Annotated in this window: 28 protein-coding genes; 8 read left to right on the forward strand and 20 right to left on the reverse strand. The window is 68.1% G+C overall.

Annotation, left to right across the window (positions count from 1 at the left end; genetic code table 11):
- Both E8A12_RS09540 and E8A12_RS09545 read left to right on the forward strand, forming a co-directional pair.
- A partial coding sequence (locus E8A12_RS09540; protein ID WP_293368019.1) for a PEPxxWA-CTERM sorting domain-containing protein occupies positions 1-498 on the forward strand: 498 nt, incomplete at its 5' end.
- Positions 499-644: 146 nt separating this feature from the next.
- Complete coding sequence (locus tag E8A12_RS09545) at positions 645-818, forward strand: hypothetical protein (RefSeq protein WP_293368021.1); 174 nt, start codon at positions 645-647, stop codon at positions 816-818.
- 62 nt (positions 819-880) lie between these two features.
- On the opposite strand, the gene E8A12_RS09550 is transcribed toward E8A12_RS09545, so the two are convergent.
- Positions 881-1,522 carry a glycine zipper 2TM domain-containing protein gene (locus tag E8A12_RS09550; protein ID WP_293368023.1) on the reverse strand — a complete coding sequence of 214 codons (642 nt, stop codon included), beginning with the start codon at positions 1,520-1,522 and terminating at the stop codon, positions 881-883.
- Positions 1,523-1,645: 123 nt separating this feature from the next.
- On the opposite strand from E8A12_RS09550, the gene E8A12_RS09555 reads away from it, so the two are divergent.
- Complete coding sequence (locus E8A12_RS09555; RefSeq protein WP_293368025.1) at positions 1,646-2,725, forward strand: alpha/beta fold hydrolase; 1,080 nt, start codon at positions 1,646-1,648, stop codon at positions 2,723-2,725.
- A 10-nt stretch (positions 2,726-2,735) separates the two neighbouring features.
- Here the strand turns inward: E8A12_RS09555 and E8A12_RS09560 are convergent, their stop codons facing one another.
- Positions 2,736-3,452: an SDR family oxidoreductase gene (locus E8A12_RS09560; RefSeq protein ID WP_293368027.1), complete on the reverse strand. Its 717-nt coding sequence runs from the start codon at positions 3,450-3,452 to the stop codon at positions 2,736-2,738.
- 185 nt (positions 3,453-3,637) lie between these two features.
- On the opposite strand from E8A12_RS09560, the gene E8A12_RS09565 reads away from it, so the two are divergent.
- Positions 3,638-4,027, forward strand: coding sequence for a hypothetical protein (locus tag E8A12_RS09565; RefSeq protein WP_293368029.1), 390 nt, complete (start codon positions 3,638-3,640; stop codon positions 4,025-4,027).
- Positions 4,028-4,035: 8 nt separating this feature from the next.
- On the opposite strand, the gene E8A12_RS09570 is transcribed toward E8A12_RS09565, so the two are convergent.
- The 4 genes from E8A12_RS09570 to E8A12_RS09585 all read right to left on the reverse strand — a co-directional run bounded on the left by E8A12_RS09570 (position 4,036) and on the right by E8A12_RS09585 (position 9,779).
- Positions 4,036-4,605, reverse strand: a complete 570-nt coding sequence (locus E8A12_RS09570) for a PEPxxWA-CTERM sorting domain-containing protein (protein ID WP_293368031.1) — start codon at positions 4,603-4,605, stop codon at positions 4,036-4,038.
- A 488-nt stretch (positions 4,606-5,093) separates the two neighbouring features.
- Positions 5,094-7,202 carry a PAS domain-containing hybrid sensor histidine kinase/response regulator gene (locus tag E8A12_RS09575; protein ID WP_293368033.1) on the reverse strand — a complete coding sequence of 703 codons (2,109 nt, stop codon included), beginning with the start codon at positions 7,200-7,202 and terminating at the stop codon, positions 5,094-5,096.
- A gap of 624 nt (positions 7,203-7,826) precedes the next feature.
- Complete coding sequence (locus E8A12_RS09580; RefSeq protein ID WP_293368035.1) at positions 7,827-8,906, reverse strand: aromatic ring-hydroxylating dioxygenase subunit alpha; 1,080 nt, start codon at positions 8,904-8,906, stop codon at positions 7,827-7,829.
- Positions 8,907-9,152: 246 nt separating this feature from the next.
- Positions 9,153-9,779: a TetR/AcrR family transcriptional regulator gene (locus E8A12_RS09585; RefSeq protein ID WP_293368037.1), complete on the reverse strand. Its 627-nt coding sequence runs from the start codon at positions 9,777-9,779 to the stop codon at positions 9,153-9,155.
- A 228-nt stretch (positions 9,780-10,007) separates the two neighbouring features.
- Between E8A12_RS09585 and E8A12_RS09590 the strand changes: the two genes are divergently transcribed.
- Complete coding sequence (locus E8A12_RS09590; RefSeq protein ID WP_293368039.1) at positions 10,008-12,014, forward strand: redoxin domain-containing protein; 2,007 nt, start codon at positions 10,008-10,010, stop codon at positions 12,012-12,014.
- Positions 12,015-12,518: 504 nt separating this feature from the next.
- Here E8A12_RS09590 and E8A12_RS09595 read toward each other — a convergent pair.
- From E8A12_RS09595 to uraH, 6 genes are read right to left on the reverse strand one after another with little or no spacing between them, the layout of a single operon-like run.
- Entirely contained in the window at positions 12,519-13,013 is a 495-nt protein-coding gene (locus E8A12_RS09595; protein ID WP_293368073.1) for an ureidoglycolate lyase, read from the reverse strand.
- Positions 13,013-14,203 (reverse strand): urate hydroxylase PuuD, encoded by a 1,191-nt coding sequence (locus E8A12_RS09600; RefSeq protein ID WP_293368041.1) that lies wholly within the window; start codon positions 14,201-14,203, stop codon positions 13,013-13,015. The genes E8A12_RS09595 and E8A12_RS09600 overlap by 1 nt, the downstream gene beginning before the upstream one ends.
- Positions 14,200-15,162: a xanthine dehydrogenase accessory protein XdhC gene (xdhC, locus tag E8A12_RS09605; RefSeq protein ID WP_293368043.1), complete on the reverse strand. Its 963-nt coding sequence runs from the start codon at positions 15,160-15,162 to the stop codon at positions 14,200-14,202. The genes E8A12_RS09600 and xdhC overlap by 4 nt, the downstream gene beginning before the upstream one ends.
- On the reverse strand, positions 15,159-17,489 hold the full coding sequence (xdhB, locus tag E8A12_RS09610) for a xanthine dehydrogenase molybdopterin binding subunit (RefSeq protein ID WP_293368045.1): 2,331 nt from the start codon (positions 17,487-17,489) through the stop codon (positions 15,159-15,161). Before xdhB ends, xdhC begins: the two co-directional genes overlap by 4 nt.
- Positions 17,482-18,933 (reverse strand): xanthine dehydrogenase small subunit, encoded by a 1,452-nt coding sequence (gene xdhA / locus E8A12_RS09615; protein ID WP_293368047.1) that lies wholly within the window; start codon positions 18,931-18,933, stop codon positions 17,482-17,484. The genes xdhB and xdhA overlap by 8 nt, the downstream gene beginning before the upstream one ends.
- Positions 18,934-18,935: 2 nt before the next feature.
- The gene (gene uraH, locus E8A12_RS09620) at positions 18,936-19,277 is read right to left on the reverse strand and encodes a hydroxyisourate hydrolase (protein ID WP_293368049.1); all 342 of its coding nucleotides are present in this window, start codon (positions 19,275-19,277) and stop codon (positions 18,936-18,938) included.
- 111 nt (positions 19,278-19,388) lie between these two features.
- Between uraH and puuE the strand changes: the two genes are divergently transcribed.
- Genes puuE through alc form a run of 3 tightly spaced genes read left to right on the forward strand, consistent with a single transcriptional unit; the run spans position 19,389 to position 21,775 of the window.
- Complete coding sequence (puuE, locus tag E8A12_RS09625; protein ID WP_293368051.1) at positions 19,389-20,300, forward strand: allantoinase PuuE; 912 nt, start codon at positions 19,389-19,391, stop codon at positions 20,298-20,300.
- On the forward strand, positions 20,290-20,778 hold the full coding sequence (uraD, locus tag E8A12_RS09630) for a 2-oxo-4-hydroxy-4-carboxy-5-ureidoimidazoline decarboxylase (RefSeq protein WP_293368053.1): 489 nt from the start codon (positions 20,290-20,292) through the stop codon (positions 20,776-20,778). The genes puuE and uraD overlap by 11 nt, the downstream gene beginning before the upstream one ends.
- A gap of 10 nt (positions 20,779-20,788) precedes the next feature.
- Complete coding sequence (gene alc, locus E8A12_RS09635; protein WP_293368055.1) at positions 20,789-21,775, forward strand: allantoicase; 987 nt, start codon at positions 20,789-20,791, stop codon at positions 21,773-21,775.
- Here the strand turns inward: alc and ureG are convergent.
- The 8 genes from ureG to E8A12_RS09675 form a co-directional block, all read right to left on the reverse strand.
- A complete protein-coding gene (ureG, locus tag E8A12_RS09640) occupies positions 21,772-22,404 on the reverse strand; it encodes an urease accessory protein UreG (RefSeq protein ID WP_293368057.1) in 633 nt (210 codons plus the stop codon). The two genes, alc and ureG, sit on opposite strands and share 4 nt — an antisense overlap.
- A complete protein-coding gene (locus E8A12_RS09645; RefSeq protein WP_293368059.1) occupies positions 22,401-23,042 on the reverse strand; it encodes an urease accessory protein UreF in 642 nt (213 codons plus the stop codon). Before E8A12_RS09645 ends, ureG begins: the two co-directional genes overlap by 4 nt.
- Positions 23,032-23,496 (reverse strand): urease accessory protein UreE, encoded by a 465-nt coding sequence (locus E8A12_RS09650; protein ID WP_293368061.1) that lies wholly within the window; start codon positions 23,494-23,496, stop codon positions 23,032-23,034. Before E8A12_RS09650 ends, E8A12_RS09645 begins: the two co-directional genes overlap by 11 nt.
- Complete coding sequence (gene ureC / locus E8A12_RS09655; protein ID WP_293368063.1) at positions 23,496-25,205, reverse strand: urease subunit alpha; 1,710 nt, start codon at positions 25,203-25,205, stop codon at positions 23,496-23,498. The genes E8A12_RS09650 and ureC overlap by 1 nt, the downstream gene beginning before the upstream one ends.
- A gap of 1 nt (position 25,206) precedes the next feature.
- Complete coding sequence (locus tag E8A12_RS09660; RefSeq protein WP_293368065.1) at positions 25,207-25,512, reverse strand: urease subunit beta; 306 nt, start codon at positions 25,510-25,512, stop codon at positions 25,207-25,209.
- Positions 25,509-25,718 (reverse strand): hypothetical protein, encoded by a 210-nt coding sequence (locus E8A12_RS09665; RefSeq protein WP_293368067.1) that lies wholly within the window; start codon positions 25,716-25,718, stop codon positions 25,509-25,511. The genes E8A12_RS09660 and E8A12_RS09665 overlap by 4 nt, the downstream gene beginning before the upstream one ends.
- Positions 25,719-25,730: 12 nt before the next feature.
- Positions 25,731-26,033 (reverse strand): urease subunit gamma, encoded by a 303-nt coding sequence (locus tag E8A12_RS09670; protein WP_293368069.1) that lies wholly within the window; start codon positions 26,031-26,033, stop codon positions 25,731-25,733.
- 3 nt (positions 26,034-26,036) lie between these two features.
- Positions 26,037-26,285 (reverse strand): hypothetical protein (locus E8A12_RS09675; protein WP_293368071.1); only part of this gene is annotated, 249 nt, incomplete at its 5' end.

Genomic DNA, 26,285 nt, shown 5'->3' on the forward strand with positions numbered 1-26,285 from the left:
GAAGGCGGCGTGCTCTACGGCTTCCTGCAGGCGGACGGCCCGACCAACGGCCTGAATTTCGCCAACCTCTACTTCGACCTCGACCCGGCGAACAACAATGGCTCGGACCTTGGTTTCGAGATCGGCAACAACGACGCCTTCATTCCCGGGGTCTCCGGCTCCGTGTCGCCGCTGGCGGGCATGACCTATGCACTCGGAACCGACAGCTTCGAGTTCTCGATCTCCAACAGCTACTTCACGACCGCGATCCCCGGCCTCGACTACTATCCGGGCCACGATCTCGCCGCGCCCGGCGGTGAGGTCACGCTGCGGCTGTCGCAGAGTTTCGGCTATTCGGTCGCTGGCGGCGACAGCTATGGGCCCGACCGTCTGGGGTCCGTCACCCTCGAAGGCGCCGCCGTCCCCGAGCCCGCCAGCTGGTCGATGATGATCCTAGGCTTCCTGGGCGCCGGCGCGACGCTGCGCTCGGCGCGCCGCAAGGCTCCGCTCGCCGTCTGAACGCAATTCCGCGAGCTCTCGAACTGGCAAGCCCTCGGCGAACGCCGGGGGTTTTCTTTTCGCCTGCGCGGCGCCGGCGCGAATAATTCGCCAGTCCGGCGAATTGCCTCTAGGCGCCGGTCGAGCTTAGGGGTCTATTAACCATTATGGACCCGAACCTGCTCGTCCTACTGATCCTCATCGCCCCGACCGCGGTCGTGGGCGCCCTGGTGGCCGTGCTGCTCAGCGAACGGGTCCGCGAAGTCGGCCTGATCGGGGCGCTTCGCCGCCTGGTCGCCGGCGCCGACCGCCGCGACCCCTACGGCCGCCTGATCCGCTAAGCGGACACGCGGCGAGACCCCCGGCTCGCGCCGAGGGCCCGGCCGTGCTCTCCACAAATCGTCTACTGGCGGTCGACGTGGACCTGATCGGCGAGGCGGTCGAGACGCGCCTGCAGCAGCGAGTTGTCGCGGTCGCTGAGGCGGCCGTCGCCGCGAAGGTCCTCTTCCTGACGGCGGATGTCGCTCAGGGTCCGCTCGGCGTCGTTTGCGTCGCGGCGCGACAGACTGCCGTCCGACCGGCCGTGGTCGATGCGGTCCTGGATGCGGCCGATCCGCTGATCCACGCTCATGGTGTTCACGCGGCTGGTGTAGGCCGCGTCGGCCGAATAGCCGGCGACGCCGGGGGGCGGCCCGTCGATCCACGAGCCTTCGCGGTCGTAGTAGCCATAGGCCACGGCGCGATCGACGTGATTGTCGTGCCAGCGGCCGTCGTTGTCGTAGTAGCCGTAGGCGTGGACGCAGTCGTGCGGGCCCTTGGCGAGGTTGCTGCCGACCGCTGCGCCGGCGACGCCGCCGATGATCGTGCCGCCCGTCTTGCCGCCATGGCTGGCCACGGCATTGCCCAGCAGAGCGCCGCCGATCGCGCCCAGCACCGTGCCGGCGGTGCGGTTGGCGCTGCGTTGTTCGCAGGTCTCCTGGGCCATCGCCAGGGACGGAATTAGGACCGCAGCGGCGATGCCGGCGGCCAGCAATTGCTTGCGCATAGAATATCTCCGTTCGTGAGAGAGCGCGTCCCTCGCTTCGACCGGCAAAACGCCCCCATAGGGTAGAGGTTCCGAAAAGAAGCGGAGCCGACTACGGTCGCAGGGTCAGCAGGGGAGCAGCCGATGCGCGGATTGACAGGTCTGGTCTTGGGTCTTTGCGCGGGGCTTCTCGCCTCTGGCGCCGCGCTGGCCGCGTCGACGCCGCTGGCGCCGCACGACTTCACGATCAAGGACTTCCGCTTCCGCTCGGGCGAGACCCTGCCGGAACTGAAGCTGCACTACTACACCCTCGGCCAGCCGAAGAAGGACGCGTCAGGCCAGATCGTGAATGCGGTGCTGATCCTGCACGGCACCGGCGGCTCGGGTAAGCAGTTCGCCTCCCCGCAGTTCGCCGACGTCCTGCTGACGCCCGGCGGACTCCTGGACCCGGCCAAGTACTTCCTGATCATGCCCGACGACATCGGCCACGGGGATTCCTCCAAGCCGTCCGACGGCCTGCACATGGCCTTCCCGCACTACGACTATGCCGACATGGTCGAGGCCGAGCACGCCATCGTCACCCAGGCCCTGGGCGTGAAGCAGCTGCGTCTGGTGATGGGCACCTCCATGGGCTGCATGCACTCGTTCATGTACGCCGAGATGTATCCGGACGGGGCGAGGGCGGCGATGCCGCTGGCCTGCCAGGCCGTGGCGCTCGGCGGCCGCAACCGGCTGTGGCGCCAGATGGCGATCACCTCGATCAAGTCGGACCCCGCCTGGCAGGGCGGGGAGTACAAGACCGAGCCCAAGCTGGGCCTGAGCGGCGCCGAGAACATGCTGATCCTGGCCGGCCAGTCAGCCTGGCCCATGCAGATCGCCATGCCGAAGGGCGAGCAGGTCGATGCCTGGTACGCCGAGCAGCTGCCGCAGCGGCTGAAGACCGCCGAGGCCAACGACCTGATCTACCAGCTCGAGGCCTCGCGCACCTACGACCCGTCCAGGGACCTGGAGAAGATCAAGGCGCCGCTGACCTGGGTGAACTCCTCCGACGACTTCATCAACCCGCCGGAGCTGGGCCTGGCCCAGGTGGAGATCAGGCGGGTCAAGGGCGGCAGGTTCGTGCTGATCCCGTTCCGTCCCGACACCCACGGCCACGGCACCCACACCTGGGCGGTCTTCTGGCAGAACGACCTGGCCGACTTGCTCAGGCGGTCGGGCGGCTAGCGTCGAGCAGCTAGCGCACGTAGCTCGCGCCGTTGATGTCCAGCACCGCGCCGGTCATCGACGGCGGCGCCTCCAGAGCGAGATAGGCCACGGCGTTGGCCACCTCCTCGGGGTCGGCGACCTTGCCGAGCGGGATGTCGGCCAAGAGCTTCTCGCCCCCGCGGCTGGACAGATAGTCCTCGGCCATCCCGGTCATGGTGAAGCCCGGGCAGACGCCGAATGCCAGGATGCCTTCGCCGGCGAAACCGCGCGCGATGGATTTGGTCATGGCCACCATGCCGGCCTTGGACGCCGCGTAGTGCCAGTGGGCCGGAGAATCGCCGCGATAGGCCGCGCGGCTCGCCACATTGACGATCCGTCCGCCGGTCTTGCGCTCGCGCCAGTGCAGCACCGCGCGCCGGCAGAGGTCGGCGGAGGCCTGCAGGTTGATCTGCATCGTGCGGTCCCAGCTGGCCTGCCATTCGTCCACGGGCGCATCGACCGCGATCGGCTCGAAGACGCCGGCGTTGTTGACCAGCACGTCGATGCGGCCGCCGAGGCGGGCCAGCGCCGCGTCCCACAGGGCGTCGGCCGCCCCGGTCTGGGCCAGGTCGGCGCCGATCGTGTCCGGGCCATCGGCTCGCCCGTGGCCTACGAAGCGGACGCTCTTGGCGGTCAGGGCGTCGGCGATGGCCGCGCCGATGCCGCGCGTGGAGCCGGTGACGAGGATGTGGGGTGTGTCGGTCATGGGCCTCTCCTAGCGGCCGCCCGCCGCCTCGCCCAGCCCAAATGGCGCCCAGGGTTTCAGCGTCGCGCGGCCGACAGCGGATGGGCGATCGAGCAGAGTCGCCACCGCGCCCGGTCCGGTGCATGATCGGCTGTCGGCGAACGGTCCGGCGCGTTTGTCCGACAGCGGGCGTCTGGGGGTTCGAGATGCAGATTCTGGCCCTGGCTTTAGCCGCCGTGGTCGGCGCGGCCCATCCGGCGCCCAGCGTGGCCGGCGGCGCGGCCCCCGCGGCCGACGCGACCTGGACCGAGACCCGCGACGGCGAGGCCGCGCCCGCGCCCGGCACCCGCTTCAAATGCCAGACCGGCGGCGACCTGGTGGCTCACTTCGACACCCGCGGGCCCCGGCTGATCGCCGTCGTCGACGCCGGCGACGGGCCGCACGCCCTGCCGATCCAGCCCTGGGACGGCGGGCCGGTGCAGCTGACCTGGAGCGACGGCGCCCGCACGCTCACCTGGAGCCCCGGAGTGCAGATCATGTGGATGGACGGCGGCGAGCACAGGATGTGCGGCCGCGAAGGCGGCCACCACCATTAGCCCGCGGGTCAGGCGGGGCGCGGCGTCGCTGGCCTGCGGCGCGCGCGAAGCCCCGCACCCAGGCCGCCGAAACCCAGCAGCATCATTGTCCAGGTCGCCGGCTCCGGGATCGGGCCCGAGAAGGTGACGGCGTCGAAGCCGCCCAGGTTCTGCACCCGGGTCTGGGCGTCGGGGCTGACCATGGAGTTGAACCTGTTGGCGACATTCAAGTCGAAGTAGCCGCCGAAGATCTGGAACACCGCGAAGACCACCTGGCCGTTCTCCACGTCCCAGTCGTTCTGGTCGACATAGATGTTCGGGTCGACGTTCGCGGCCAGGAAGTTGGCGTAGTCGAACAGGCTGAACGGCGTCCCCGGCAGGCCCAGGACGCCCGGCGCGTAGGAGGTGATCACCACATCGGTGGCCGCCTGGCCGTCCACGTTGTTCTGCAGGCCGAAGATCTCGCCGGTGACGCTGCCGGACTGGATGGTCGGGTCGCCCAACGTCAGGTCGCTCGAAAAGGTGAAGTCCAGGGCGTGCGCCTGGGACGCCAGCGCCAGGGCGGCCGCGGCGCCGGTGAAGATCATCTTCCAGTTCATCGTCTGGCCCTCCCAGGGCCCCGAGCCCAGCGCCGGGACGTCGACGGTGCGGCGGCGGCGTCATCGCCGCCGGGTCGCCTCGTCAGTATTCGAGTGAATATCAAGGACCGACGAAAAGAAATGAGACTGAATTCTTAGGACAAAAGTCCTACGACTAAAAACCTAGTACTGTTTTCGCGGCTGAGGAGAACGTCCCGGCCGTTGAATGAGCCGCCTGTCAGACGCCTCGAAGGCGACGCCGTGGCCTTCGCCGTCTTCACCGTTCAGCCGACCTCTTTCAAGTGAGCGTCCGCGCCATGGCGACGACACGAGCCGCAGCGCCCCCAGACCGCTTCCATCCAACTCAGATGTGGCTCGAAGCGGTTCGCGCCGAGGCCTTCGCCACGCCCCCGCGTCATCGCCAAAAGGATTTATCGAGGACCGGCACAGGAGCAGGCCGCTACCGCGGTCACCATTCGTGACGTGAGCCCCTTGGCGGCGGCTCGCGTCTACGCGGCGGCTTCGACCTCCCGTCGGGCGGCGGCGAAGGTCTCGGTTAGACCCCTGAAGAGGCTCTCGGGCGTGATCGGCTTGGCGATGAGATGATCCGCACCGGCCTGGGCCGCCATGCGGCGATGCTCGTCCAAGGCGTTCGCGGTCAGCATGGCGATGGGCGTCCGTCCCGCGCCGGCGTCGCGCTCGCGCCGCCGGATTTCGCGCGTCGCCGACAGCCCGTCCATTTTCGGCATCTGCATGTCCATCAGGACGAAGTCGAACGCACCTATGCTGAACGCCTCGATGGCTTCGCGGCCGTCGCTCGTCATGGTCAACGCTACACCCATGGGCTCCAGCATCAACTGGATGACGCGCTGGTTGGTCGGGTGGTCCTCCGCGACCAACACCCGCAGCCCGGCCAGCTCAACGCCCTCATCGCCGGGCTCTGCGTCCTCGCGCGGCGCGCTCGCTAGGACAGCCCGTCTCAGCGGCAGGGCGAGCGTGAAAACACTGCCTTCCCCCGACGCCGAGACGGCGCTGACGTCGCCGCCCATCAGCTTTGCCAGCGCCTTTGAGATGGCGAGCCCAAGTCCCGTACCGCCGAACCGACGCGAGATCGAGTCGTCGGCCTGGACGAAGCGCGTGAACAGCCGCGTGGCTGTAACCTCGTCGAAACCGATGCCGGTGTCGGCGACCTTGATGGTGACCATCACGGGCGCGTCGGCCCCGGTGGCATCGTTCGCTTCGACGCTGACGCGCACGGCGCCGGTCTCGGTGAACTTGATGGCGTTGGCTGTCAGGTTTGAAACGATCTGGCTAAGGCGCACCGCATCACCCTCAAACAGGCCCTCCGCGCTCGGCGCGAAGTCGAGCGCAAACTCCAGCCCCTTCTCCTCGGCGCGGGTCCGCATTAGTTCGGCGGCGGCCGCCACCGCCGCGCGCACGTCGAAGGGCGCAATGACCAGGGCGAATTCGCCAGCCTCCAGCTTCGACTGGTCGAGAATGTCGGTCAGCAGCCGCTCCAGGATTTGCGCCGACGACTGCACCACGCCGACCATTTCCCTTTGCGCTGGCGCCAGCTCGGTGCGGGCCAGCACGCTGGCAATGCCGATGACGCCGTTCAGCGGCGTGCGGATCTCGTGGCTCATGTTGGCGAGAAACGTAGTCTTCGCGAGATTCGCCGCTTCGGCGACGTCGCGGGCCCCTTTAAGGTCGAGCTCCAGGGCCTTGCGCTCGGAGATGTCGGTCGTCGTGCCGATCACGCGCGCGGGCCGGCCGTCGTCGGTGCGCTCCACCAGCGAGGCGCGGGCCAGCACCCACTTGTAGCCGCCATCCTTGCATCGCATCCTTTGCTCGGTGGCCGTATGCGGGCTTTCGCCTGCGAAATGCGCATCGAACGCCTGCTGCACGACTGGCGCATCCTCGGGGTGGACGTAGCTGAATAGTTCGTGGGTCACCTCGTCGGGCCCATAGCCCATCATCCGGGCCCAACCGGCCGATACTTGGCCCTGGCCGTTGATGAGGTCGACATCGAAGGTGCCGTCGCCCGAGGCGTCGATCGCCAGCGACAGCTTGCGCTCGACGTCGGCGAGCGCGGTCTGCCGTTCGCCCAGACGTTTCAGTAGCACCTGATGGTCCAAGGAAAAGGCGCGCGCCGCCAGAAACATGGTGAGGATAAGACCCGAGGCGCCCGCCGATTCTAGGGTCAAGCCATGCCCGATCTGCGGCCCGAGGATCGCGATCGCGATCGAGGGGGCGAGTGAGGCGACGAGGATGCGCCGGTTCTCCCCGTGATAGACGAAATTGTTCATGAAGGCGCCGCTGAGCCAGACGGCGCCCATGACCGCTCCGAGGGGCGTGCCGATGGCGAGGCCTGCCAGCGCGACAAGGCCGTAGACGCTGCCGCCGACTACATTTCTCGACGCGAAGGCAGCCACGCCGGCGCGTGGAGGCAGCCGCATTGTCCACGGATTGATGACCCAGACGCTGATCGCCTCCCAGATCACGATGGCGGCCAGCCATGAGGCCGTGAACACCCAGGGGATGGCCAGCAGCGACGCCAGGCCGAACAAGCCGGCAAATCCGACCCTGGTTGCGACACCCATCCGGTCGAGCTCGAGCACGCTACGCATGCTGAAGGCCTCGGTCTCCCCGCTGGGCGGCTGGGCGGCTTCGCGGGGGATCACTTCGGGCATGGCGCGGAAACCTGGGCGGCGCCAGCTTCCGCTAGAAGCGGCGGGCGTAGCAGAAGCTTATCAAATGACGCTCGCAGAACGAGCTGGGGAATCTACTTAGCGGAGATGTCCGCTAAGCTTGGCGAACCATTGGTATCGCTCAAGGTGACAAATGCAGCCGTCGTCTAAATGTTAGTCACTGACAACCGAGCCTCTCACGAGATTCCGGTGCTCTCAGTCGGGACGGCGCCGGGCCTTTGGTTCGGCGCTGACTTGTTTTTCTGGTGGCGCGTCGGGGCCAGATATCGGTGATCAATTCGCCTGGCGCCCATAACCCGGCGCATCCGGCCGGCGCCATCAAAACGCGGCTCCCACAGCGCCGTGCCCTCCCCCCCTGTATCGGCCAAAGGGGTATAGAGAGGACCGGAACAGAAGCAGGTCGCGACCACAGCCAAGGCTTCGTCCGGCGAGCCATCGGAGAGTCTCTCGCGCCAATTGGCCCCACCGCATGTTCGTGTGACGGTGGTGACTGCGGCGGCGGCCATCCATGGCGTCGCGGGCTGCTATGTAGCCTTATCGGCAATCGCCCCCGTCAGGGTGGGGGACACCGCAGCGAAGCAGGAGCGCGCGCAAGTCGCGGATCGGCGGGAAGACCTCATTGTTCCAGTCATCGCCCTGAGCGTCGTGGGCGACCTGTTCCATCTCCACGATCTCCTTGTCCTCCTTGAAGATGTTCTCGGTGAATATTGTCACGAAGGGCCACGCAGCCTCCAGCAGGCCGGGAATCTTCGGGCGCTTGACCGAGAGGTAACCGAAGGTCCGGTTGCTGCGTTGCTCGGCGTCCAGCGGGGTGTAGCCCAGCCAGACGCTCAGCACGGGTTCGCCGTCGCCTACCCAGACGCGAAGGTGCTGGTAGGGATATTCGGTGCGGATGGTCATCAGGTCGGTGTTGTCGCCGTCGCCCTGCTTGCGCATGAGGCCGACGATCGCGCCTTCGCCGATCGTCGAGGCGCCCTCGGTGCGGCTGAACGTGTAGTCCACCTCCGCCCAGTCGGCCCCGTGGCGGCGGCCCAGGCATCTGGCCTTGATCGTCCCCATCTGCCGCCGGTGGAGGAACTGGTGGTTCATGTCGAACAGGTTCTCGTGCATGAACGTGTAGTGGGCGGCGACCTCGCGGTTCAGCTCGCGGGTCTTGTAGCCGCGCTCGGCCCTGGCCCCCAGCGACGGGGGAAGACGCGCCTCGGCCAGGGTCGCATCGCCAGGGAAGATGAAGATCAGCCCGTCGACCTCGCGGCAAGGATAGGCCCTGACGCCGTTGGGAAGCCGCTCCGGGCCGAGATAGGGCACATCGATGCAGTCGCCATCAGCATTGTAGGCCCAGCCGTGATAGCCGCACTTCACCGTGCAGCCGCGCACGACCCCATGCGTCAGGGGCACCTGCCGGTGGGCGCAGCGGTTTTCCAGCGCGAAGAGCTTTCCATCTTGCCCGCGAACAACAGCGATGGGGTCGCCCGCATAGCGGCGCGCGAGCATCCGACCGGGCCGCAACTCGCGTGACCAGGCGATCGGGTACCAATAGTCGGGATGGGCATCGGTCCGCCGAAGGTCAACACCACCGCTCGACCGGCGCGCCTGCATGGTCTCGGCTGACATTCTCATCCCCCGCGCCATTCGGAGCCTGCCGGCCGCGATCACTCCATCCCACAACATAGCAGCATCAGCTCAGCAAAGGATGCCTGCTGGAGTCTGCCAGGATCGGCTAGCCTTGTGTGAAATGGGAGAGCGGGGCCGGCGCATTCTGGCGCATTAAGCGGGAATCGGATTGGCTCCCGAAGCGGACTCTCCGGATGTCCGCTGTGGGGCACGCGGACGTGCGGCACGCTCGATGGCTGTGGTCGCCTAGACAGTCGGGCCGTTACGTCCCTGTTGCGGCTCGATATCCGTCACCAGCACGGCAAAAATGGCGGTAACCCGCTCGATGAAAACCTCCCGTTCCCGACCCTGCAACGCGTCTCCGCGGATCAGGCGTTCGACGAGGAAGCCAATGTAGCTCGCCGCAAGCACGCGGGCTCGAGCGTCCGCGTCGGCTCCGCCAAGCCACTGGCGGATCGGCTCAAGGAATCGGTCGTGGACCAGGACGTTCAAGAGCGGCGCGGTCGTGGGCGAGATCGCCGCGCGCAAGAGGAATTGGAACCTATGGGTTCGCGCCTCGTCGACGTGCGGGCTGTCGGCGAGCATCGTGGCCATCTCGTGGGCAAACGTCGTGCGGTCCCAATCCCGCGCGCCGTCCGGCCCGAACGAAGCCTTCAACGCCTCAACGAACAAGGCTTCCTTGCCGCCGAAATAGCGCTTCACCAGGGCGACATCGACGCCGGCTTCGCGCGCGATATCGCGAAGCACGGCGCAGTCATAACCCAACAGAGCGAATTGCGCCTTGGCCGCCTCGAGGATGGCCGCGCGGGTCGCCTCCGCATTGCGTTTGCGGGGGCTGGCCGGAAGGCGCGCGATCGCGATGGTTTCGGTCATGCGCTCCTCCGTACTCGGCGTTGGCCGTTCGGTCAGGCCGATGCGCCCAATCCGGACCCGGGCCGCTCGCCGCGCGCGGCTCCATGCCGGTCGATCTCTCAGCAAGTCAATGGACGTTGACATGAACCTGGTGCAGGCTCAACCTCCCCTCCAGTCAGCCAATGGCGCGAATTGAGACGCCGCTCGCCCACGGGACGCCCCAGCGAGCCACGACCTGGGAGGGCGAGAATGAAGGTCACCCGTATCGTCGCTTTGCTGAGCAGCGTCGCGGCCATCGCCGGTTGCGCCGCGAACGGTGGGGCGCCGAACGCATCGGCCTCGGCGACGCCGACCGCAGCCTCTGCAGGTGCTCGCGTCGACAACTTCCTGCTGGTCGATCAGAATCTGGTCGCGCACGAACTCTATCACATGAGCGGCTCGTCGGCCGTCGTCCTGGTGACCCAGCAGAACGGCGACGCGGTGGTTCGAGGCCAGGCGTCGCAGGTCAACGCGCTGGCCGCCGACTATGGCGCCAAGGGCGTCACCTTCCTGATGCTGAACTCCAGCCTCAAGGACACCATGGAAGACATCCGCGCCGAAGCGTCCAGGGCGGGCTACAGGCTCCCGGTCCTGATGGACGACCGCCAGCTGATCGGCGAGAGCCTGGGCGTGACCCGCTCGGCTGAGGCCATCGTCGTCGACCCGAAGACCTGGCAGGTGGTCTACGATGGCGCGGTGGCCGGCATGCCATCGGCGCTGGACGCGCTCTTGGCCCACCAGCCGGTGAAAGTCGTCGCCACGCCCAGTGCGGGTGCGCAAATCGACTTCCCGGCCCGCGCCGCGAGGGCCCAGATCACCTACGTGAAGGACGTGGCCCCGATCCTGGAAGCCAAGTGCGTGGCCTGCCACGAGGAAGGCGGCATCGGTCCCTTCGCCATGACCAACTACGCCGCGGTCAAGGGCTTTTCCCCGATGATCCGAGAAGTGATCCGCACCCATCGCATGCCGCCCTATGACGCCGATCCGCACGTGGGTAAGTTCTCCGACGACAGGAGGCTGACGGCCGAGGAGACGAAGACGGTTGTCCACTGGATCGAAGAGGGCGCGCCGCGCGGCGAGGGCAAGGACCCGCTGGGCGCCAAGCACCTGGTTGCGGCGGAATGGCCGCTGGGCAAGCCCGATGCGATCCTGGACGTCCCGGCGTTCACCATCCCCTCAACGGGCGTGGTCGACTACCAGCACCCCTGGATCGTCAACCCAGAGACCGAGGGCAAGTGGCTGAAGGCCACAACCATCAAGGTCGAAAGTCGTCAGGGCGTGCACCACCTGCTGACCGGCTTGATAAGCGAGGCTCCCAAACCTGGCCAGCCGGCGTTCGAAAACCAGTGGGGCGCCTCGATCGGCACGTATGCGGTGGGCATGGAGAACGAAGTCGCGCCGAAGAACGTGGGAACCTACATCCCACCGGGCGGCGCCATCGGCTTCCAGGGTCACTACACCCCCTTCGGCAAGGAGGTGACTGACCACACCAAGATCGCGCTCTACTTCTACAAGGACGATGAGAAGCCCCAGATGGTGATGCACAATATGGACATCACCAACAACGCCATCGAGATCCCGCCGAACGATCCACACCACGTCGAAGTCGCCTACATGGATTTCCCGCACGATGCGGTGCTCTATTCGGCGTTCATCCATGCCCACTACCGTGGGACCGCGTCGGACCTGTCGATCCGCTATCCGGACGGCAAGGAGAAGATGCTGATCGCCGTGCCACACTATCAATTCGGCTGGCAGCGCCACTACACGTTCGCCGAGCCGGTCAAGGTGCCGGCGGGTTCGAGGCTGATCGCCCATTACGCCTACGACAACTCCAGGCAGAACCCCGCCAACCCCGACCCCAACAAGACCGTCATCTGGGGCGAACAGTCCTGGGAGGAGATGTTCTTCACGCGCCTGCGCTACCGCTGGACGGACGAGACCTCCGCGCACCTGGTCAACTACGACAAGGAACTCCAGGACGGCCGACTGCTCGGCAGCCTCGACTCCAACATGGACGGCAAGATCGAGAAGTCCGAGCTCAAGGGCCTTCTTGGCAAGATGCTGCTCCCGCGCTGGGACCAGTTGGACACCAACCACGACGGCGTTCTCGACAAGGATGAGATCGCCGCCGCCGCCAAGATGATGTTTGGCCAGCGTCGGCGCCCAGACGCCTCGACATCCTCCGCGACGGCGCCCGCCGCGGGTGGCCGTTAGGAGCTCTGGGCAGGTCCGGGCCCTACGCCTCGTCGGCAATTTCGCCAAGGCGGGAGCGGGTCCCGCCGATTTGTTGGCTGAAGCTGTCCGGTCCATCCGTGTGCTCGGCGAAGCCTCGCCGCGCTCCGGAGGAGGGGCCGTCAAAAGGTTCAGGGGGCCATGAACTTCGGGTTGAAACCGCGCCCCTGGGAGACAATCGGGGAGGGCGCGGCGTTGCTGACACGAGACCAGAAATCCTTCGGCCCGCCGGGGACCGAAAGTCCCTGCGGGCCACAAACGCGCGCTCCAAGTGGACATCCAGGTCAATTGAAGGGCTCTTGATCCAGACCTTAGCGGCGTGGCCGAACACGGCCATGCCGGTTGCGGCCGCGAGAGTCGCGAGGTTCGGACCCACGCCTCGCCATTCCAGGGCGGTCGCGTGAGCGCGATGGTCGAGGCCGTCTTGGCGAGCTGGCGTTCCTGCAGCGTCCGATCACACGCGATTCAACGACCTCGGCAAATGCTCTAGGTCCGAACGAGAATCGCGGCGTTCGGTTCGAGCTCGATTTCGTCCAGGTTCTCGCCCGGCCCGGCGCGGTCGATCACCAGGAAGTCGCTTTCGCCCTCAAGCGGCAGAAGGAAGTGGTGCCAGACGCCTTTGGCGTAGTTCACGCCCTGGGTCGGCGCCGCGCAGAATAGGCGAACGCCCAGCGGGTCGAAGGCGCCCGGCGGCGCCACAGCCACCAGGAAGGGCCGTCCGCTCAGCGGGGTGAAGCTCTGGCTCCCCAGCGGATGACGCTCAAAGATCTTGAGGATCGGCGGCGTCAGCGGTCGCCCGCGGAAGATGCTGACGATCGGCTGGCCGCCGCCGTCGGCGACGTCGACGCGGGCCAGGTCGTGGAAGCGAGTGGTCATGCCGTAGTTGATGGGGAACTGCACCGCGGCAGGGGACGCCTCGATGACGTTGCCGAAGGGCGCGAAGGTGTCGACGGTCAGGGGCTCCGGCGTCATCTCTCGCATCACGGCGCGACCTTCGCGCCGGCCTTGATCCAGGCGCCCAGGCTGGCGCGCTCTGCGTCGGTGATGTGCGTCTCGTTGTTCAGGGGCATGGAATGACTGGCGACCGCGCGGTCGTAGACCTTCGAGGCGTTCCGGGTCAGGCCCTCGTCGGTGGCGAGGACGACGCCGTTGGGCGGGGTGGTGATCCCCCTGTGCGTGGGCGTCGCCGAGTGGCACATCACGCAGTGGCGATCGACCAGCGCGCGGACCTCGGCGAAGGGCGGAACCGGAACGGCGGCGGGCGGCGGCGGCTTGGCCGTCTCGTTCAGGACGGCGACCGTGACGAACGCCAGCGCCCCCAGCAGCAACACGTCGTAGCGGACCTTGCCGGCGTTCTTGAGGTTGAAGAAATGCCGGATCGTCCAGCCTGCGATCCCCAGGCCGGCCAGCCAAAGCCAGTTCAGTGGCGCCGAAACGATCATCGGATAGTGGTTGCTGATCATGATGAACAGCACCGGCAGGGTCATGTAGTTGTTGTGGACGCTGCGCTGCTTGGCCTGCTTGCCGAGGCTGGGGTCCGGTGTCAGACCGGCCAGCACCTGGGCCACCACCTTCCCCTGATTGGGGATGATGATCAGGAAGACGTTGGCCACCATCACCGTGCCGATGATCGCCCCCACGTGCATCACCGCACCGAGGTCGGCGAAGACGCGGGTCAGGCCCCAGGCGGCGGCCGTCAGGATCAGGAACCACAGGACTCCGAACACCCGCAGGTTCGCGCCCAGCGGCGAGCGGCACAGGAGATCGTAGACGACCCAGCCGGCGGCGAGCGAGGCCACGCCGATGCCGATCGCCTGCCAGTTGTTGAGGGCGACCTTGCTGGCGTCGATCAGGTTCACGTCGGCGCCGACGTAGAAGATCAGCGCTAGCAGCAGGACACCGCTGATCCAGGTGGTGTAGGCCTCCCATTTGAACCAGTGCAGTTCGTCGGGCATGCCCTCCGGAGCCACGATGAATTTCATCTGGTGGTAGAAGCCGCCCGAGTGGACGCTCCAGAGCTCGCCGGCCACGCCGGGCGGCGGTTTGGCCGGGGCCTTCAGGTGGCTATCCAGCCACATGAAATAGAACGACGAGCCGATCCAGGCGATGCCGGCGGTCAGGTGCAGCCAGCGAATGGCGAGGTTGGCCCAGGCCGCCCATTCAAAGGTCACGTTTCGGGCTCTTCCGTCAGTTGCAGCAGCTCTGCGGCCAGGGCGATGGCGATTACCGCGGGCGCCTTGCTCTTCAGGCTCGGGATGCCGATCGGACAGGTGAGCCGCGCGAGGTCCGCGTCGCCGAAGCCCTCGTCCCGAAGCCGCCGCTCGAACCGCGTCCGCTTGGTGTGCGACCCGATCAGCCCGAGGTAGCTCTGGTCGCCCTTGGCCAGCACGGCGCGGGTCAGGCGAAAATCCAGGTCGTGGCTATGGGTGAAGATGGCGAAGAGCGTGCCGGGCGCGGCGGCCGCCACGCGGGCCTCGAGCTCGGCCTCCGCCATGATCGTGGCGTGGGTTCCGTCAGCCTCGGGCCGAAGGTCCTCGCGGCTGGCTAGCCAGTCGAGATGGAACGGCAAGGGGCCGAAAGCCCGCGCCACGGCCTGGCCCACATGGCCGGCGCCGAAAATCACCAGGCGCGGCTTCTTCGGCGTGATGGCCTCGGAAAGGCTGCGGACATCCGGGATCGGGATGCGCGGTGAGTTGTCCGCCGGATCCTCGGCAGCCGCCGGCTGGACGGAACGCTGCAGGGCGCCGCCGTCGATGTCGGCCTGCAGGCGGAATGGCGCGCCCTGGTCGCAGGCCAGGGCGGCGTCGGAAAGCCAGACCAGGCTCTCGGCGTCGATCCGCTCGACCAGCAGCCGCACGCGACCGCCGCAACACTGGCCGAGCAACGGCCCCAGCGGATAGTCCTGTAGGGCGTGGCGGCGCGCGTCCTGGAACAGCAGCTTGCGAGCCTGGTCCAGGGCCTGGCGCTCCAGTGAGCCGCCGCCGATCGTGCCGGTGAAGCGGTCCGGCCAGACCAGCATACGCGCGCCGATCTCCCGCGGCGTCGAGCCCTGTGCTCCCACCACGGTCGCCATAGCCAGGGCTTCACCGCGGGTCACGGCCCCCAGGGCTTCGGCGATCCACTCGCTCATGCGCCGGCCTCCGCGCGGCGGCGGACATCGTCGACCGCCATCAGGATGCGCTCTGGCGTGGCCGGCGCATCGAGGCTCGGCAGGAACCTGTGATCCGCGACGCTGGCCACCGCGTCGGTCAGCGCGCTGAACACCGAGATCGCCAGCATCAGCGGCGGCTCGCCCACGGCCTTGGAGCGGTGAATGGTCGCCTCGCGGTTCTCCCCCCCTTGCCAAAGCGACAGGTTGAAGGCGTCGGGCCGGTCGCCGGCGGCGGGGATCTTGTAGGTCGAGGGCGCGTGGGTGCGAAGCCGCCCGAGGTCGTCGAACACCAGTTCCTCGGTGGTCAGCCAGCCCATGCCCTGGATGAAGCCGCCCTCGATCTGGCCGGCGTCGACCGCCGGGTTCAGCGAGCGTCCGCAGTCGTGCAGGATATCGACCCTCGTGACCTTGTTCTCGCCGGTCAGGGTGTCGATCACCACCTCCGAACAGGCTGCGCCATAGGCGAAATAGTAGAACGGCCGCCCGTGGTGCTTGGCCCGGTCATAGTGGATTTCCGGCGTGCGGTAGAAGCCGGTGGACGAAAGCGAGATCCGGTTGAAATAGGCGCGCCGGACCAATTCGGTGAAGCTCAATCGCGTCTCGCCGGCTGTGACGCCGTCCGGCGCGAAGACGACCGCCGTCGGCGCGCAATCGAACTCCCGCGCCGCGAAATCGATCAGCCGTTGTTTGATGACATGGCAGGCCGCCTGAGCCGCCATGCCGTTCAAGTCGCTGCCGGAGGACGCGGCGGTGGCGGAAGTGTTCGGCACCTTGTCGGTGCGGGTCGCGGTGATCTTCACCCGGTCCAGCGGCACCTGGAATTCGTGGGCGACGACCTGAGCGACCTTAATGTTGAGACCCTGGCCCATCTCGGTTCCGCCATGGTTCAGCTGGATCGAGCCGTCGGCGTAGACATGCACCAGGGCGCCGGCCTGGTTCAGATGGTTGGCGGTGAAGGAGATGCCGAACTTAACCGGCGTCAGCGAGATGCCGCGCTTCAGGATGGTGTTTTCGGCGTTCCAGGCAGCGACCGCTTGGCGCCGCGCGCGGTAGTCGGATGACGCCTCGAGCTCGGTCATGATCTCGAAGATCACTGCGTCGGTGACCGTCTGGCCGTAGGGCGTCCGATCGCCCGCCACGCCATACAGATTGGCCAGCCGCACATCCAGCGGGTCCTTGCCGAGGCGCCAGGCGATGGCCTCCATGGCGCGCTCGATGGCCATCATCCCCTGCGGCCCGCCGAAGCCGCGGAATGCGGTGTCGGAGACGGTGTTGGTGCGCAGGCGATGGCTGACGATCTGGGCGGCCGGCAGGGCGTAGGCGTTGTCGCAGTGGAACATCGCCCGGTCGTTGATGGCGATGGAGAGGTCGGCGGAGTGGCCGCAGCGCGAGGCCAGATCGAAGGCCGCGCCAGCCAAGCGGCCGTCATCGCCGAAGCCCACCTGCCAGTTGGCGATGAAGGCGTGGCGCTTGCCGGTCATCACCATGTCGTCGTCGCGGTCGAGGCGGATCTTCGCCGGTCGGCCGGTCTTCTGGGCAGTCAGCGCGGCAAGGGCCGCGTACTGCACCGACTGGGTCTCCTTACCGCCGAAGGCGCCGCCCATGCGCCGGATCTCGACCACGACGGAATGGTCGCTGAGGCCCAGGCAGCGGGCGATCAGATGCTGGGTCTCGGTGGGGTGCTGGGTGGAGGACCAGACGTGCAGGTCGCCATCCTCGCCGGGGATCACCAGCGCCACCTGCCCCTCAAGATAGAAGTGGTCCTGGCCGCCGATGACCAGTCGGCCGGAGATCGTGTGCGGCGCGGCGGCGATCGCTGCGCGCGCGTCGCCCAAGCGCATGGTCTGGCTGTCCTCGATCAGGGAGTTGGCCGCCTGGGCCGCCTCGATGGTGAGCAGCGGCGGCAGGTCCTCGTACTCGATGACGGCCAGGGCCGCCGCGGCGCGGGCCTTGGGCAGGCTCTCGGCCGCCACCGCGAACAGCGGCTGGCCGACGAAGCGTACGACACCCTCGGGCAGCAGCGGCTCGTCGTTCTGAACGGGCCCGATATCGTTCTTGCCCGGCACGTCGGCGGCGGTCAGCACGCAGACCACGCCCGGCGCACCGCGGACCACCGAGAGGTCGAGCCGGGTGACTCGGGCGTGGGCGCGCGTGCTCTGCCCGACGAAGAGATGCAGGAGGCCCGCCGGCTCGGGCAGGTCGTCGATGTACAGAGCCTCGCCGGACACGTGCTTTTCGGCGCTGTCGTGGGCGATGGCGCTGTGGACCGCGCTCAGGGTGCGAAGGGCGTCGCCGGCGTCAGGCACGGGCCACTGCCTTGGCGTCGAGAGCGCGGACGGGCGCGGCGCCGGCGCTCTCCAGCCAGGCGCGGAGCAGCAGGTTCTGGGCGGCCTTTAGGCGATAGGCGGCCGAGGCGCGCATGTCGTCGATGGGCTGGAAGTCCTGTGCCAGGGCTTCGGCCGCGGCGCGTACCGTGGCCTCGGTCCAGGACTTGCCCGTCAGCGCCGCCTCGGTCGCCAAGGCGCGCTTTGGCGTCGCCGCCATGCCGCCGAAGGCGATGCGGGCGTCAGTGACTCTGCCGTCGGCGACACCAACGGAAATGCCCGCGCAGACCGCGGAGATGTCCTGGTCGAACCGCTTTGAGAGCTTGTAGATGCGGAAGACGCGGCTCGACGCGATGCGCGGGACGATCACCGCCTCGACGAACTCGCCCAGCCGCCGATCCTGCTTGCCGTACGCCAGGAAGTAGTCTTCCAGCGGCAAGCTCCGCGTCGTCTGGCCCTTGCGCAGGACCAGCGTCGCCCCGGCGGCGATCAGGGCGGGCGGTGTGTCGCCGATCGGCGAGCCGTTGGCGACGTTGCCGCAGACGGTGCCGAGATTGCGGACCTGCAGGCCGCCCAGCCGGCGCAGGAGGGCGCCGAACTCCGGATGCAGATCGGCCAGCGGCTCCACGGCTTCCGCGTAGCGGACGCCTGCGCCGACCCGCAGGCTCTCGCCCAGGTCGTCGATCCGGCGGAGCTCTGCGACCTCGTTGATCGAGATCACCGTCGGCAGGGCCCGATGCTGCTTGGTCACCCAAAGGCCGACGTCGGTGCCGCCGGCCAGGATCGTGGCGTCGGGGTTGGCCTCCACGGCGGCGGCGAACCCGGCGAGAGTGCGCGGCGCCAGGAACCGGCGGCCTCGGTGCTCGAACTCCAGCGATTCGACGGGTTGGATCGCCGCCAGTTCCACGGCCAGCGCGTCCGTCAGCCGCGCGTCGGGATCAAGACCCATGGCCTGGCCGGCGGCCAGAATCGGGCCGTATCCGGTGCACCGGCAGAGGTTGCCGGCGAGGGCGTCTTTAAGCGTCTGGCTGTCGGTGGCTGCCTCGGCGCGCTGGTGGGCGTAGAGGCTCATCACGAACCCCGGGGTGCAGAAGCCGCACTGCGAGCCGTGGTTGGCCACCATCGCCCGCTGGATCGGGTGCAGCGCGCCGTCCCCGCGCTTTAGGCTCTCCACCGTGAAAAGGGCGCGGCCGTCGAGCATGGGGGCGAACAGGATGCAGGCATTGACCGCGCGGAACCGCACCCGGCCGCCCTGAAGTTCGCCCAGCACCACGGTGCAGGCCCCGCAGTCGCCCTCCGCGCAGCCTTCCTTGGTTCCGGTGCGGCGCAGGTCGTAGCGGAGCAGGTTGAGGACGGTCAGAGTCGGGTCGACGTCCGCCAGTTCGCGGACCTCGCCATCCAGCAGGAATCGGATCGGTCGGCCCATGGTCAGCTGCCGCGGTAGGTCGAGTAGCCGAACGGGCTGACCAGCAGAGGCACGTGGTAGTGCGCGCTCGCGTCGGCGACCCCGAATTCGATGGCGACGGTGTCGAGGAATGCTGGATCGGGCAGGGCGACGCCCATGGCGCGGAAATAAGCGCCGACGTCGAACTCCAGGCGATAGGCGCCAGCCGCGATGGCGTCGCCGCTCATCAAGGGCGAATCGCAGCGCCCATCCGAATTGGTCCTTGTGCTGACTAAGACCGCGCCATTTCGCATCAGGCGGACGGCCACGCCGGCGGCGGGGCGGCCGATCGCCGTGTCGAGGACGTGGGTGGTGAGTCCGCTCATGAGACTTCCGTGGTCGCCAGCCGCTCAGAGTCGATCCAACCTCATGCAATTGCAACTCTTTGGCCTTCTTGCGAGGCTGCAGGCCGCGCCAAGCCTGCTATGCGGTCAGACATGAGCGAGAACGCCTATCCCCGCGACCTGGCCGGCTACGGCCCACAGCCCCCGCATGCCGATTGGCCGGGCGGGGCGAGGATCGCCGTGCAGCTTGTGCTGAACTACGAGGAAGGCGGCGAGATGAGCGTCCTGCACGGGGATGAGCGCTCCGAGACCTTCCTCTCCGACCTGATCAACCCCGCCGCCATCGTCGGCGCCCGGCACATGAGCATCGAGCAGATCTACGACTACGGCGCCCGCGCCGGAGTGTGGCGGCTGCTTCGGCTGTTCGAGCGTTACGGCGTGCCGGTGACCGTCTTTGGCGTGGCCATGGCCATGGACCGCAATCCCGCCGTGGTCGAGGCCTTCCTGCAGGCGGATCACGAGATCGCCTCGCACGGCTGGCGCTGGATCAACTATCAGGAAGTGCCCGAGGCGTTGGAGCGCGAGCACATGGCGCGCGCCATCGAAATCCACACGCGCCTGACCGGCGCGCGGCCTTTCGGCTGGTACACCGGCCGCACCAGCCCCAACACCCGGCGGCTGGCGGCGGAAGAGGGCGGCTTCCTCTATGACGCCGACGACTATTCCGACGACCTGCCGTTCTGGACGACGGAGGCCGGCCAGCCGCACTTGATCGTGCCCTACACCCTGGAGGCCAACGACATGCGCTTCTCCGGCGGCGGCCTGGTCACCGGCGAGGACTTTTTCACCTACTTGAGAGACGCCTTCGACGTGCTCTATGCCGAGGGCGAGACGGCGCCGAAGATGCTGTCGATTGGGCTGCATTGCCGCCTCGCCGGACGGCCGGGCAAGATGGCCGGGCTGGAGCGGTTCCTGAAGCACGCGCTGGGCCACAAGGATGTCTGGTTCTGCCGGCGCGTGGACATCGCCCGGCACTGGCGGGAGCGGCATCCTTATGCCGCCTAGCGCCCCGACCCACGCCGACTTCATCGCTCACTTCGGGCCCGTCTATGAGGCCTCGCCCTGGGTGGCCGAGGGCGTCTGGCCCGCGGTGGAGGCCGGGCGCCTGGACCAGCCTGCGGCGCTGGCCGAGGCGATGCGGGCCGAGGTGGACGCCGCGCCCGACGAGATGAAGCTCTCGCTGATCCGCGCCCACCCGGAGCTCGCCAGCCGCACGCGGATGGCCGAGGCCTCTGTCAGAGAGCAAACCGGCGCGGGCCTAGACCAGTGCAGCGCTGAAGAGTTCGCAGCGTTCCAGCGGTTCAACGCCGCCTACAACGCCAAGTTCGGCTTTCCCTTCATCATCGCGGTCAAGGGGTTGAGCCGAGGCGATATCCTCGCGGCCTTTGAAGCGCGGCTGGGCAACGACCCGGCGATCGAGTTCGCGACCGCCATCGCCCAGATCCACCGCATCGCGAGCTTCCGGCTCGCCGACCTGACCTAGGACCTCGCTCGTGTTCGACGACCTTCGCCGCCGCTATGTGGACCTGGCCCAACCCCGGCTGGGGTCGGAGGTGGTCTACGCCACCGACGACTTCTTCGCGGACAAGAGCCGCCTCATCGCGCCGCAGCCGCCGGTCTGGATCGACGACAAGTACGACGACAACGGCAAGTGGATGGACGGCTGGGAGAGCCGCCGCAAACGCGTTGCTGGCCACGATTGGTGCGTGATCCGCCTGGGCGTTCCAGGCGAGGTTGCGGGGTTCGAGATCGACACCGCCTATTTCACCGGCAACTACCCGCCGGGCGCGATGCTGGAGGTCGCACGCAGCGGCGAGGAGATCCCCGCCGACGACGGCTGGACCGCGGTCACTCCGAAGCTCGACCTGAAGGGCGACGATCGGATCTGGGTCCCGATCGGTCACAGCGACCCGGTGACCCATGTGCGTCTCCACATCTACCCGGACGGCGGTGTCGCGCGGCTGCGGGTCTGGGGCCGGGTGCTGCCGGACTGGAGCAAGATCGGCGATGATGAGGCCATCGACCTGCTGGCCACCGCCAATGGCGGCCGCGGGATCATCGCCAACAATGAGCACTATGGCGCCGTCGCCAACCTCACCGCGCCGGGCCGCGGGGTGAACATGGGCGATGGCTGGGAGACGCGGCGGCGGCGCGAACCCGGCCATGATTGGGCGGTGCTGGAACTCGGCGCCTTCGGGCGGATCGCGGAGGTCACGGTCGACACCGCCCACTTCAAGGGGAACTACCCGGACCGCTGCTCGATTCAGGCCACGGCCCGCGCCCATGGCTCGCCCGACGAGATCGCCGCGCAGGCAGAGGCCTGGCCCGCGCTGCTGCCGGAGGTGAAACTGGTCGCCGATACGGTGCATGTCTTCCGCGACGAACTAGCGGCCCTGGGGCCGGTGAAGTTCGTCCGCCTGAACATTTTCCCCGACGGCGGCGTCAGCCGGCTGCGGGTGGTCGGCAAGCTGACGCGCTAGGCCACTTCGCTGAGCGGCGCCGGCAGGCCGCCGGCCTGGGCGATGAAGCTCGCCACCTCGCCGACGCCCACCAGCCGCGTCAGGTCGGTGAAGACATAGGGCCGATCGCCACGCGCCTTGGCGGTGTCGCTCTGCATCACTGAAAGGTCGGCTCCCACGTGTGGGGCGAGGTCGGTCTTGTTGACCACCAGCAGGTCCGAGCGGGTGATCGCCGGGCCGCCCTTGCGAGGGATCTTCTCCCCCTGGCACACGCTGATCACATAAATCGTCAGGTCGGCGAGGTCGGGCGAGAATGTGGCCGCGAGGTTATCGCCGCCGCTCTCAATGAAGATCACGTCCAGGTCAGGATGGCGCCGGTTCATCTCGGCGATGGCCGCCAGGTTGATCGAGGCGTCCTCGCGGATGGCGGTATGCGGGCAGCCGCCGGTCTCCACGCCCAGGATCCGGTCCTCCGACAGGGCCTGCAGGCGGTTGAGGATCAGGGCGTCTTCCTGGGTGTAGATGTCGTTGGTGACTACCGCGACGCTCCAGCGGTCGCGCATCTGCTTGCAGAGCTTCTCGACCAGGGTGGTCTTGCCCGAGCCCACCGGGCCGCCGATGCCCACGCGGAGAGGTCCGTTCCTGCTCATGAGATGAAGAGCCTTACGCCGAGGGTTTCGTGCCGCATGGCGGCGATGTCCGACAGAAGCGCCGATGAGCCCAGGTCGTCCAGGGTCGAGACTGCGGCGCGCGCCACCGTCGAGAGGACGATCGGTTCGAGGCCTGCGATCACCGCCACGCCGTCGGTCTGGCCCAGCGGCACGGCGCGCACCGCGACGCTGACGAGGTTGGCGGCGAAAGCGTGCAGCCAGGCGGTCAGCGCGGCCTCGATCGGGATGTCACGGGCGGCGGTTCCGACGGCGACCGGATACGCGACCGGACCGCTCAGCGCTGTCGGTCCCCAGGCCCGCGCCGCGATCAGGAAGGCCTCGCCCTGGCTCATGGTCTCGCGTCGGCGTTCGAGCGATGGGGCGAGCGCGTCGGCCAGCTCGGCGATATCGGCCACCCCCTCAGCGTTCGCCGCCCAGGCGGCCTTGAACAGCACCGCGTCGGTCCAGCCGCTCCCGTATTCGATCAGGCCGGAAATCCAGGGGCTCAGGGTGTCGGCGTCGTGTACCGCACCCTCGCGGATCGCCGTCTCCAGCCCGTGCGAATAGCCGAACGCCCCCACCGGAAAGGCCGGCGACAGCCAGGTCAACAGGCGCAGGAGCTGGGCCTCAGTGGTCATGGCCGTGGCCGCCATGATCGTGGCTGTGGTCCTGATAGGCGCCACCCTCCGGGTCGAAGGCCTCCTCCACCTCGCGCACGCTCGCGCCCTGGTGTTCCAGCATGTGGGCGATGACGTGGTCGCGGCGGATCAGGATGCGGTTGGCCTGGATGGCGGCGGCCAGGTGGCGGTTGCCGATGTGCCAGGCGAGGCGGATCAGCGCCTCGGGGCTCTCGGCCCGTACCTCGATCAGCGGTTCGGGCTTGGCGAGCACCGCAACCACGCCCGCGTCCGTCTGCAGTCCGTCGCCGCCGCGCAGGTGGATCGCCTCGGCCTGGTCCAGTAGGTACTGCGCTCCGCTCTCGCCGGTGAGTACGATGCGCCGGCGATGGCGGCCGTCGTAGTCCAGCACTACCCGGTCGATGGGCTTGCCATGCCAGTGGCGCAGGACGCCGGTGATGGGCGCCGGGCTCATCAGAACAGGAAGTAGCGCTGGGCCATGGGCAGGACGTCGGCCGGTTCGCAGGTCAGCAGTTCGCCATCGGCGTGGACCTCATAGGTCTCCGGGTCGACCTCGATGTGAGGCGTCGCAGAATTGTGGATCATCGAAGCCTTGGAGATGCCGCCGCGCACGTTCTCGACGGCCAGCAGTTCCTTATCCAGGCCGAGGCTACCCCGCAGGTCGTTCGCCATGGCGAGCTTGGAGACGAAGGTCACCGACGAGCGGGTCAGCGACTTGCCATAGGCCCCGAACATCGGGCGATAGTGCACCGGCTGCGGCGTCGGGATCGAGGCGTTGGGATCGCCCATGGGCGCCGCGGCGATGGTCCCGCCGAGCAGAACCAGGTCCGGCTTCACGCCGAAGAAGGCCGGGTCCCAGAGGACGAGGTCGGCCCGCTTGCCCTCCTCGACACTGCCGATGTGGGCGCTCATGCCGTGGGCGATGGCGGGATTGATCGTGAACTTCGCGATGTAGCGCTTCACCCGGGTGTTATCGGCTGCGCCGTCGCCGGGCAGCGAGCCGCGCTGCTTCTTCATCTTGTCGGCGGTCTGCCAGGTGCGGATCAGCACCTCGCCGACCCGGCCCATCGCCTGACTGTCGGAGGAGATGATCGAGAAGGCGCCGAGGTCGTGCAGGATGTCTTCGGCGGCGATGGTCTCCTTGCGGATGCGGCTCTCGGCGAAGGCCACGTCCTCGGGAATCGATGGGTCCAGGTGGTGGCAGACCATCAGCATGTCGAGGTGTTCGGCCAGCGTGTTGCGCGTGTAGGGCCGCGTGGGATTGGTCGAAGATGGGATGACGTTGGGCAGGCCCGCGACCTTGATGATGTCCGGCGCGTGGCCGCCGCCGGCGCCCTCGGTGTGGAAGGCGTGGATCGTGCGGCCCTTTAGCGCCGCGACCGTATCCTCGACGAAGCCGCTCTCGTTCAGCGTGTCGGTGTGGATCATCACCTGAACGTCCAGGTCGTCGCCGACACCGAGGCAGCAGTCGATCGCCCCCGGCGTCGTACCCCAGTCCTCGTGGAGCTTGAGCGCACAGGCCCCAGCGGCGACCTGCTCCACCAGGGCGCCCGGCAGGCTGGCGTTGCCCTTGCCCGAGAAGCCGATGTTCATCGGGAAGGCCTCGGCCGCCTCGATCATCCGCGCCAGGTGCCAGGGGCCGGGCGTCGCGGTGGTGGCCTTAGTCCCGGTGGCCGGCCCGGTGCCTCCGCCCAGCAGGCAGGTGACGCCGCTCATCAGCGCCTCCTCGATCTGCTGCGGGCAGATGAAGTGGATGTGGCAGTCCATGGCCCCGGCGGTGAGGATCTTGCCCTCGCCGGCGATGATCTCCGTCCCTGGGCCGATGAAGATGGTGACGCCGCTCTGGGTGTCGGGGTTTCCCGCCTTGCCGATCTTGTGGATGCGGCCGTCGTGCAGGCCCACGTCGGCCTTCACGATCCCCCAGTGGTCGACGATCAGGGCATTGGTGATGACCGTGTCGACCGCGCCCTCGGCGCGGGTCATCTGGCTCTGGCCCATGCCGTCACGGATCACCTTGCCGCCGCCGAAGGTGACCTCCTCGCCGTAGGTGGTCAGGTCGCGTTCGACCTCGATGAAGAGCTCGGTGTCGGCCAGGCGCACACGGTCGCCCACGGTCGGGCCGAACATGTCGGCGTAGGTCGCGCGGGTGATCCGGGCCGGCATGTCAGAGGCCACCCATCACGGCCTGACGGAAGCCGAAGATCCGTCGCGCGCCGCCAAACGGGATCAGGGTCACCTCGCGGGCCTGACCGGGCTCGAAGCGGACGGCTGTCCCAGCGGCGATATCCAGGCGCATGCCGCGCGCCGCCGCGCGGTCGAAGTCGAGCGCCGGATTGGTCTCGGCGAAGTGATAGTGGCTGCCCACCTGGATCGGCCGGTCGCCGGTGTTGGCCACGCGCAGGGTCAGCGGCGCCGCGCCCGCGTTCAGCTTCAGCTCGCCGGCCGCCGCGATGACTTCGCCCGGGATCATCGCGCCCGCCAGACCTTGACCGCGCCCCAGGCGGTTCCTGCCAGGGCCACGGCGAGCGCGATCATCGACAGGTGGTCCGGCTGGGTCAGCATGTGCTGCGCGGCCTGCGCCAGGGTCATGTTCGAGTGATCGCCGGGATGGGCAAGGGCGGTGGCGGGGATCGTGGCCAAAAGGGCGGCCAGGACCGCGCGGGCGAGAGTCTTCATCGGGCGCACTCCTCAGCGGATCGGGTGGTGGACGGTGACCAGCTTGGTCCCGTCAGGAAAGGTGGCCTCAACCTGGACGTCGTGGATCATCTCGGCGACGCCCTCCATGACCTGCCTGCGGGTGACCACGTGGGCGCCGGTCTCCATCAGTTCGGCGACGGCGCGGCCGTCGCGGGCGCCCTCCACCACGAAGTCGGTGATCAGCGCGATGGCTTCCGGATGGTTGAGCTTGACGCCGCGGGCCAGGCGCTTTCGCGCCACCTCGGCGGCCATGGCCACCAGCAACTTGTCTTTCTCGCGAGGGGTCAGGTTCATGGGTTACATCCGCCAGACGCGCGGGACAGGTTCTCCGTCGCGCAGCGCCGCGATGGCCGGCAGCAGGGCGCGGCGAAGGCCGAGGCCATCGGGCGCCACGATCCGGGCGAACAGCTTGCCGTCGAACGCACTCGCGCCGCCGCCCGGGCCGATGGCCGCGCGCAACGGCTCCAGGAGCCGCTGGGCGTCATCGGCGACCAGCAGCAAGGACGCGAACGCCTTGCCGCCCGCGAGCGTCGGGGCGAGCGCCGC

Source organism: Phenylobacterium sp. (assembly GCF_004799395.1).
GTDB lineage: Bacteria > Pseudomonadota > Alphaproteobacteria > Caulobacterales > Caulobacteraceae > Phenylobacterium.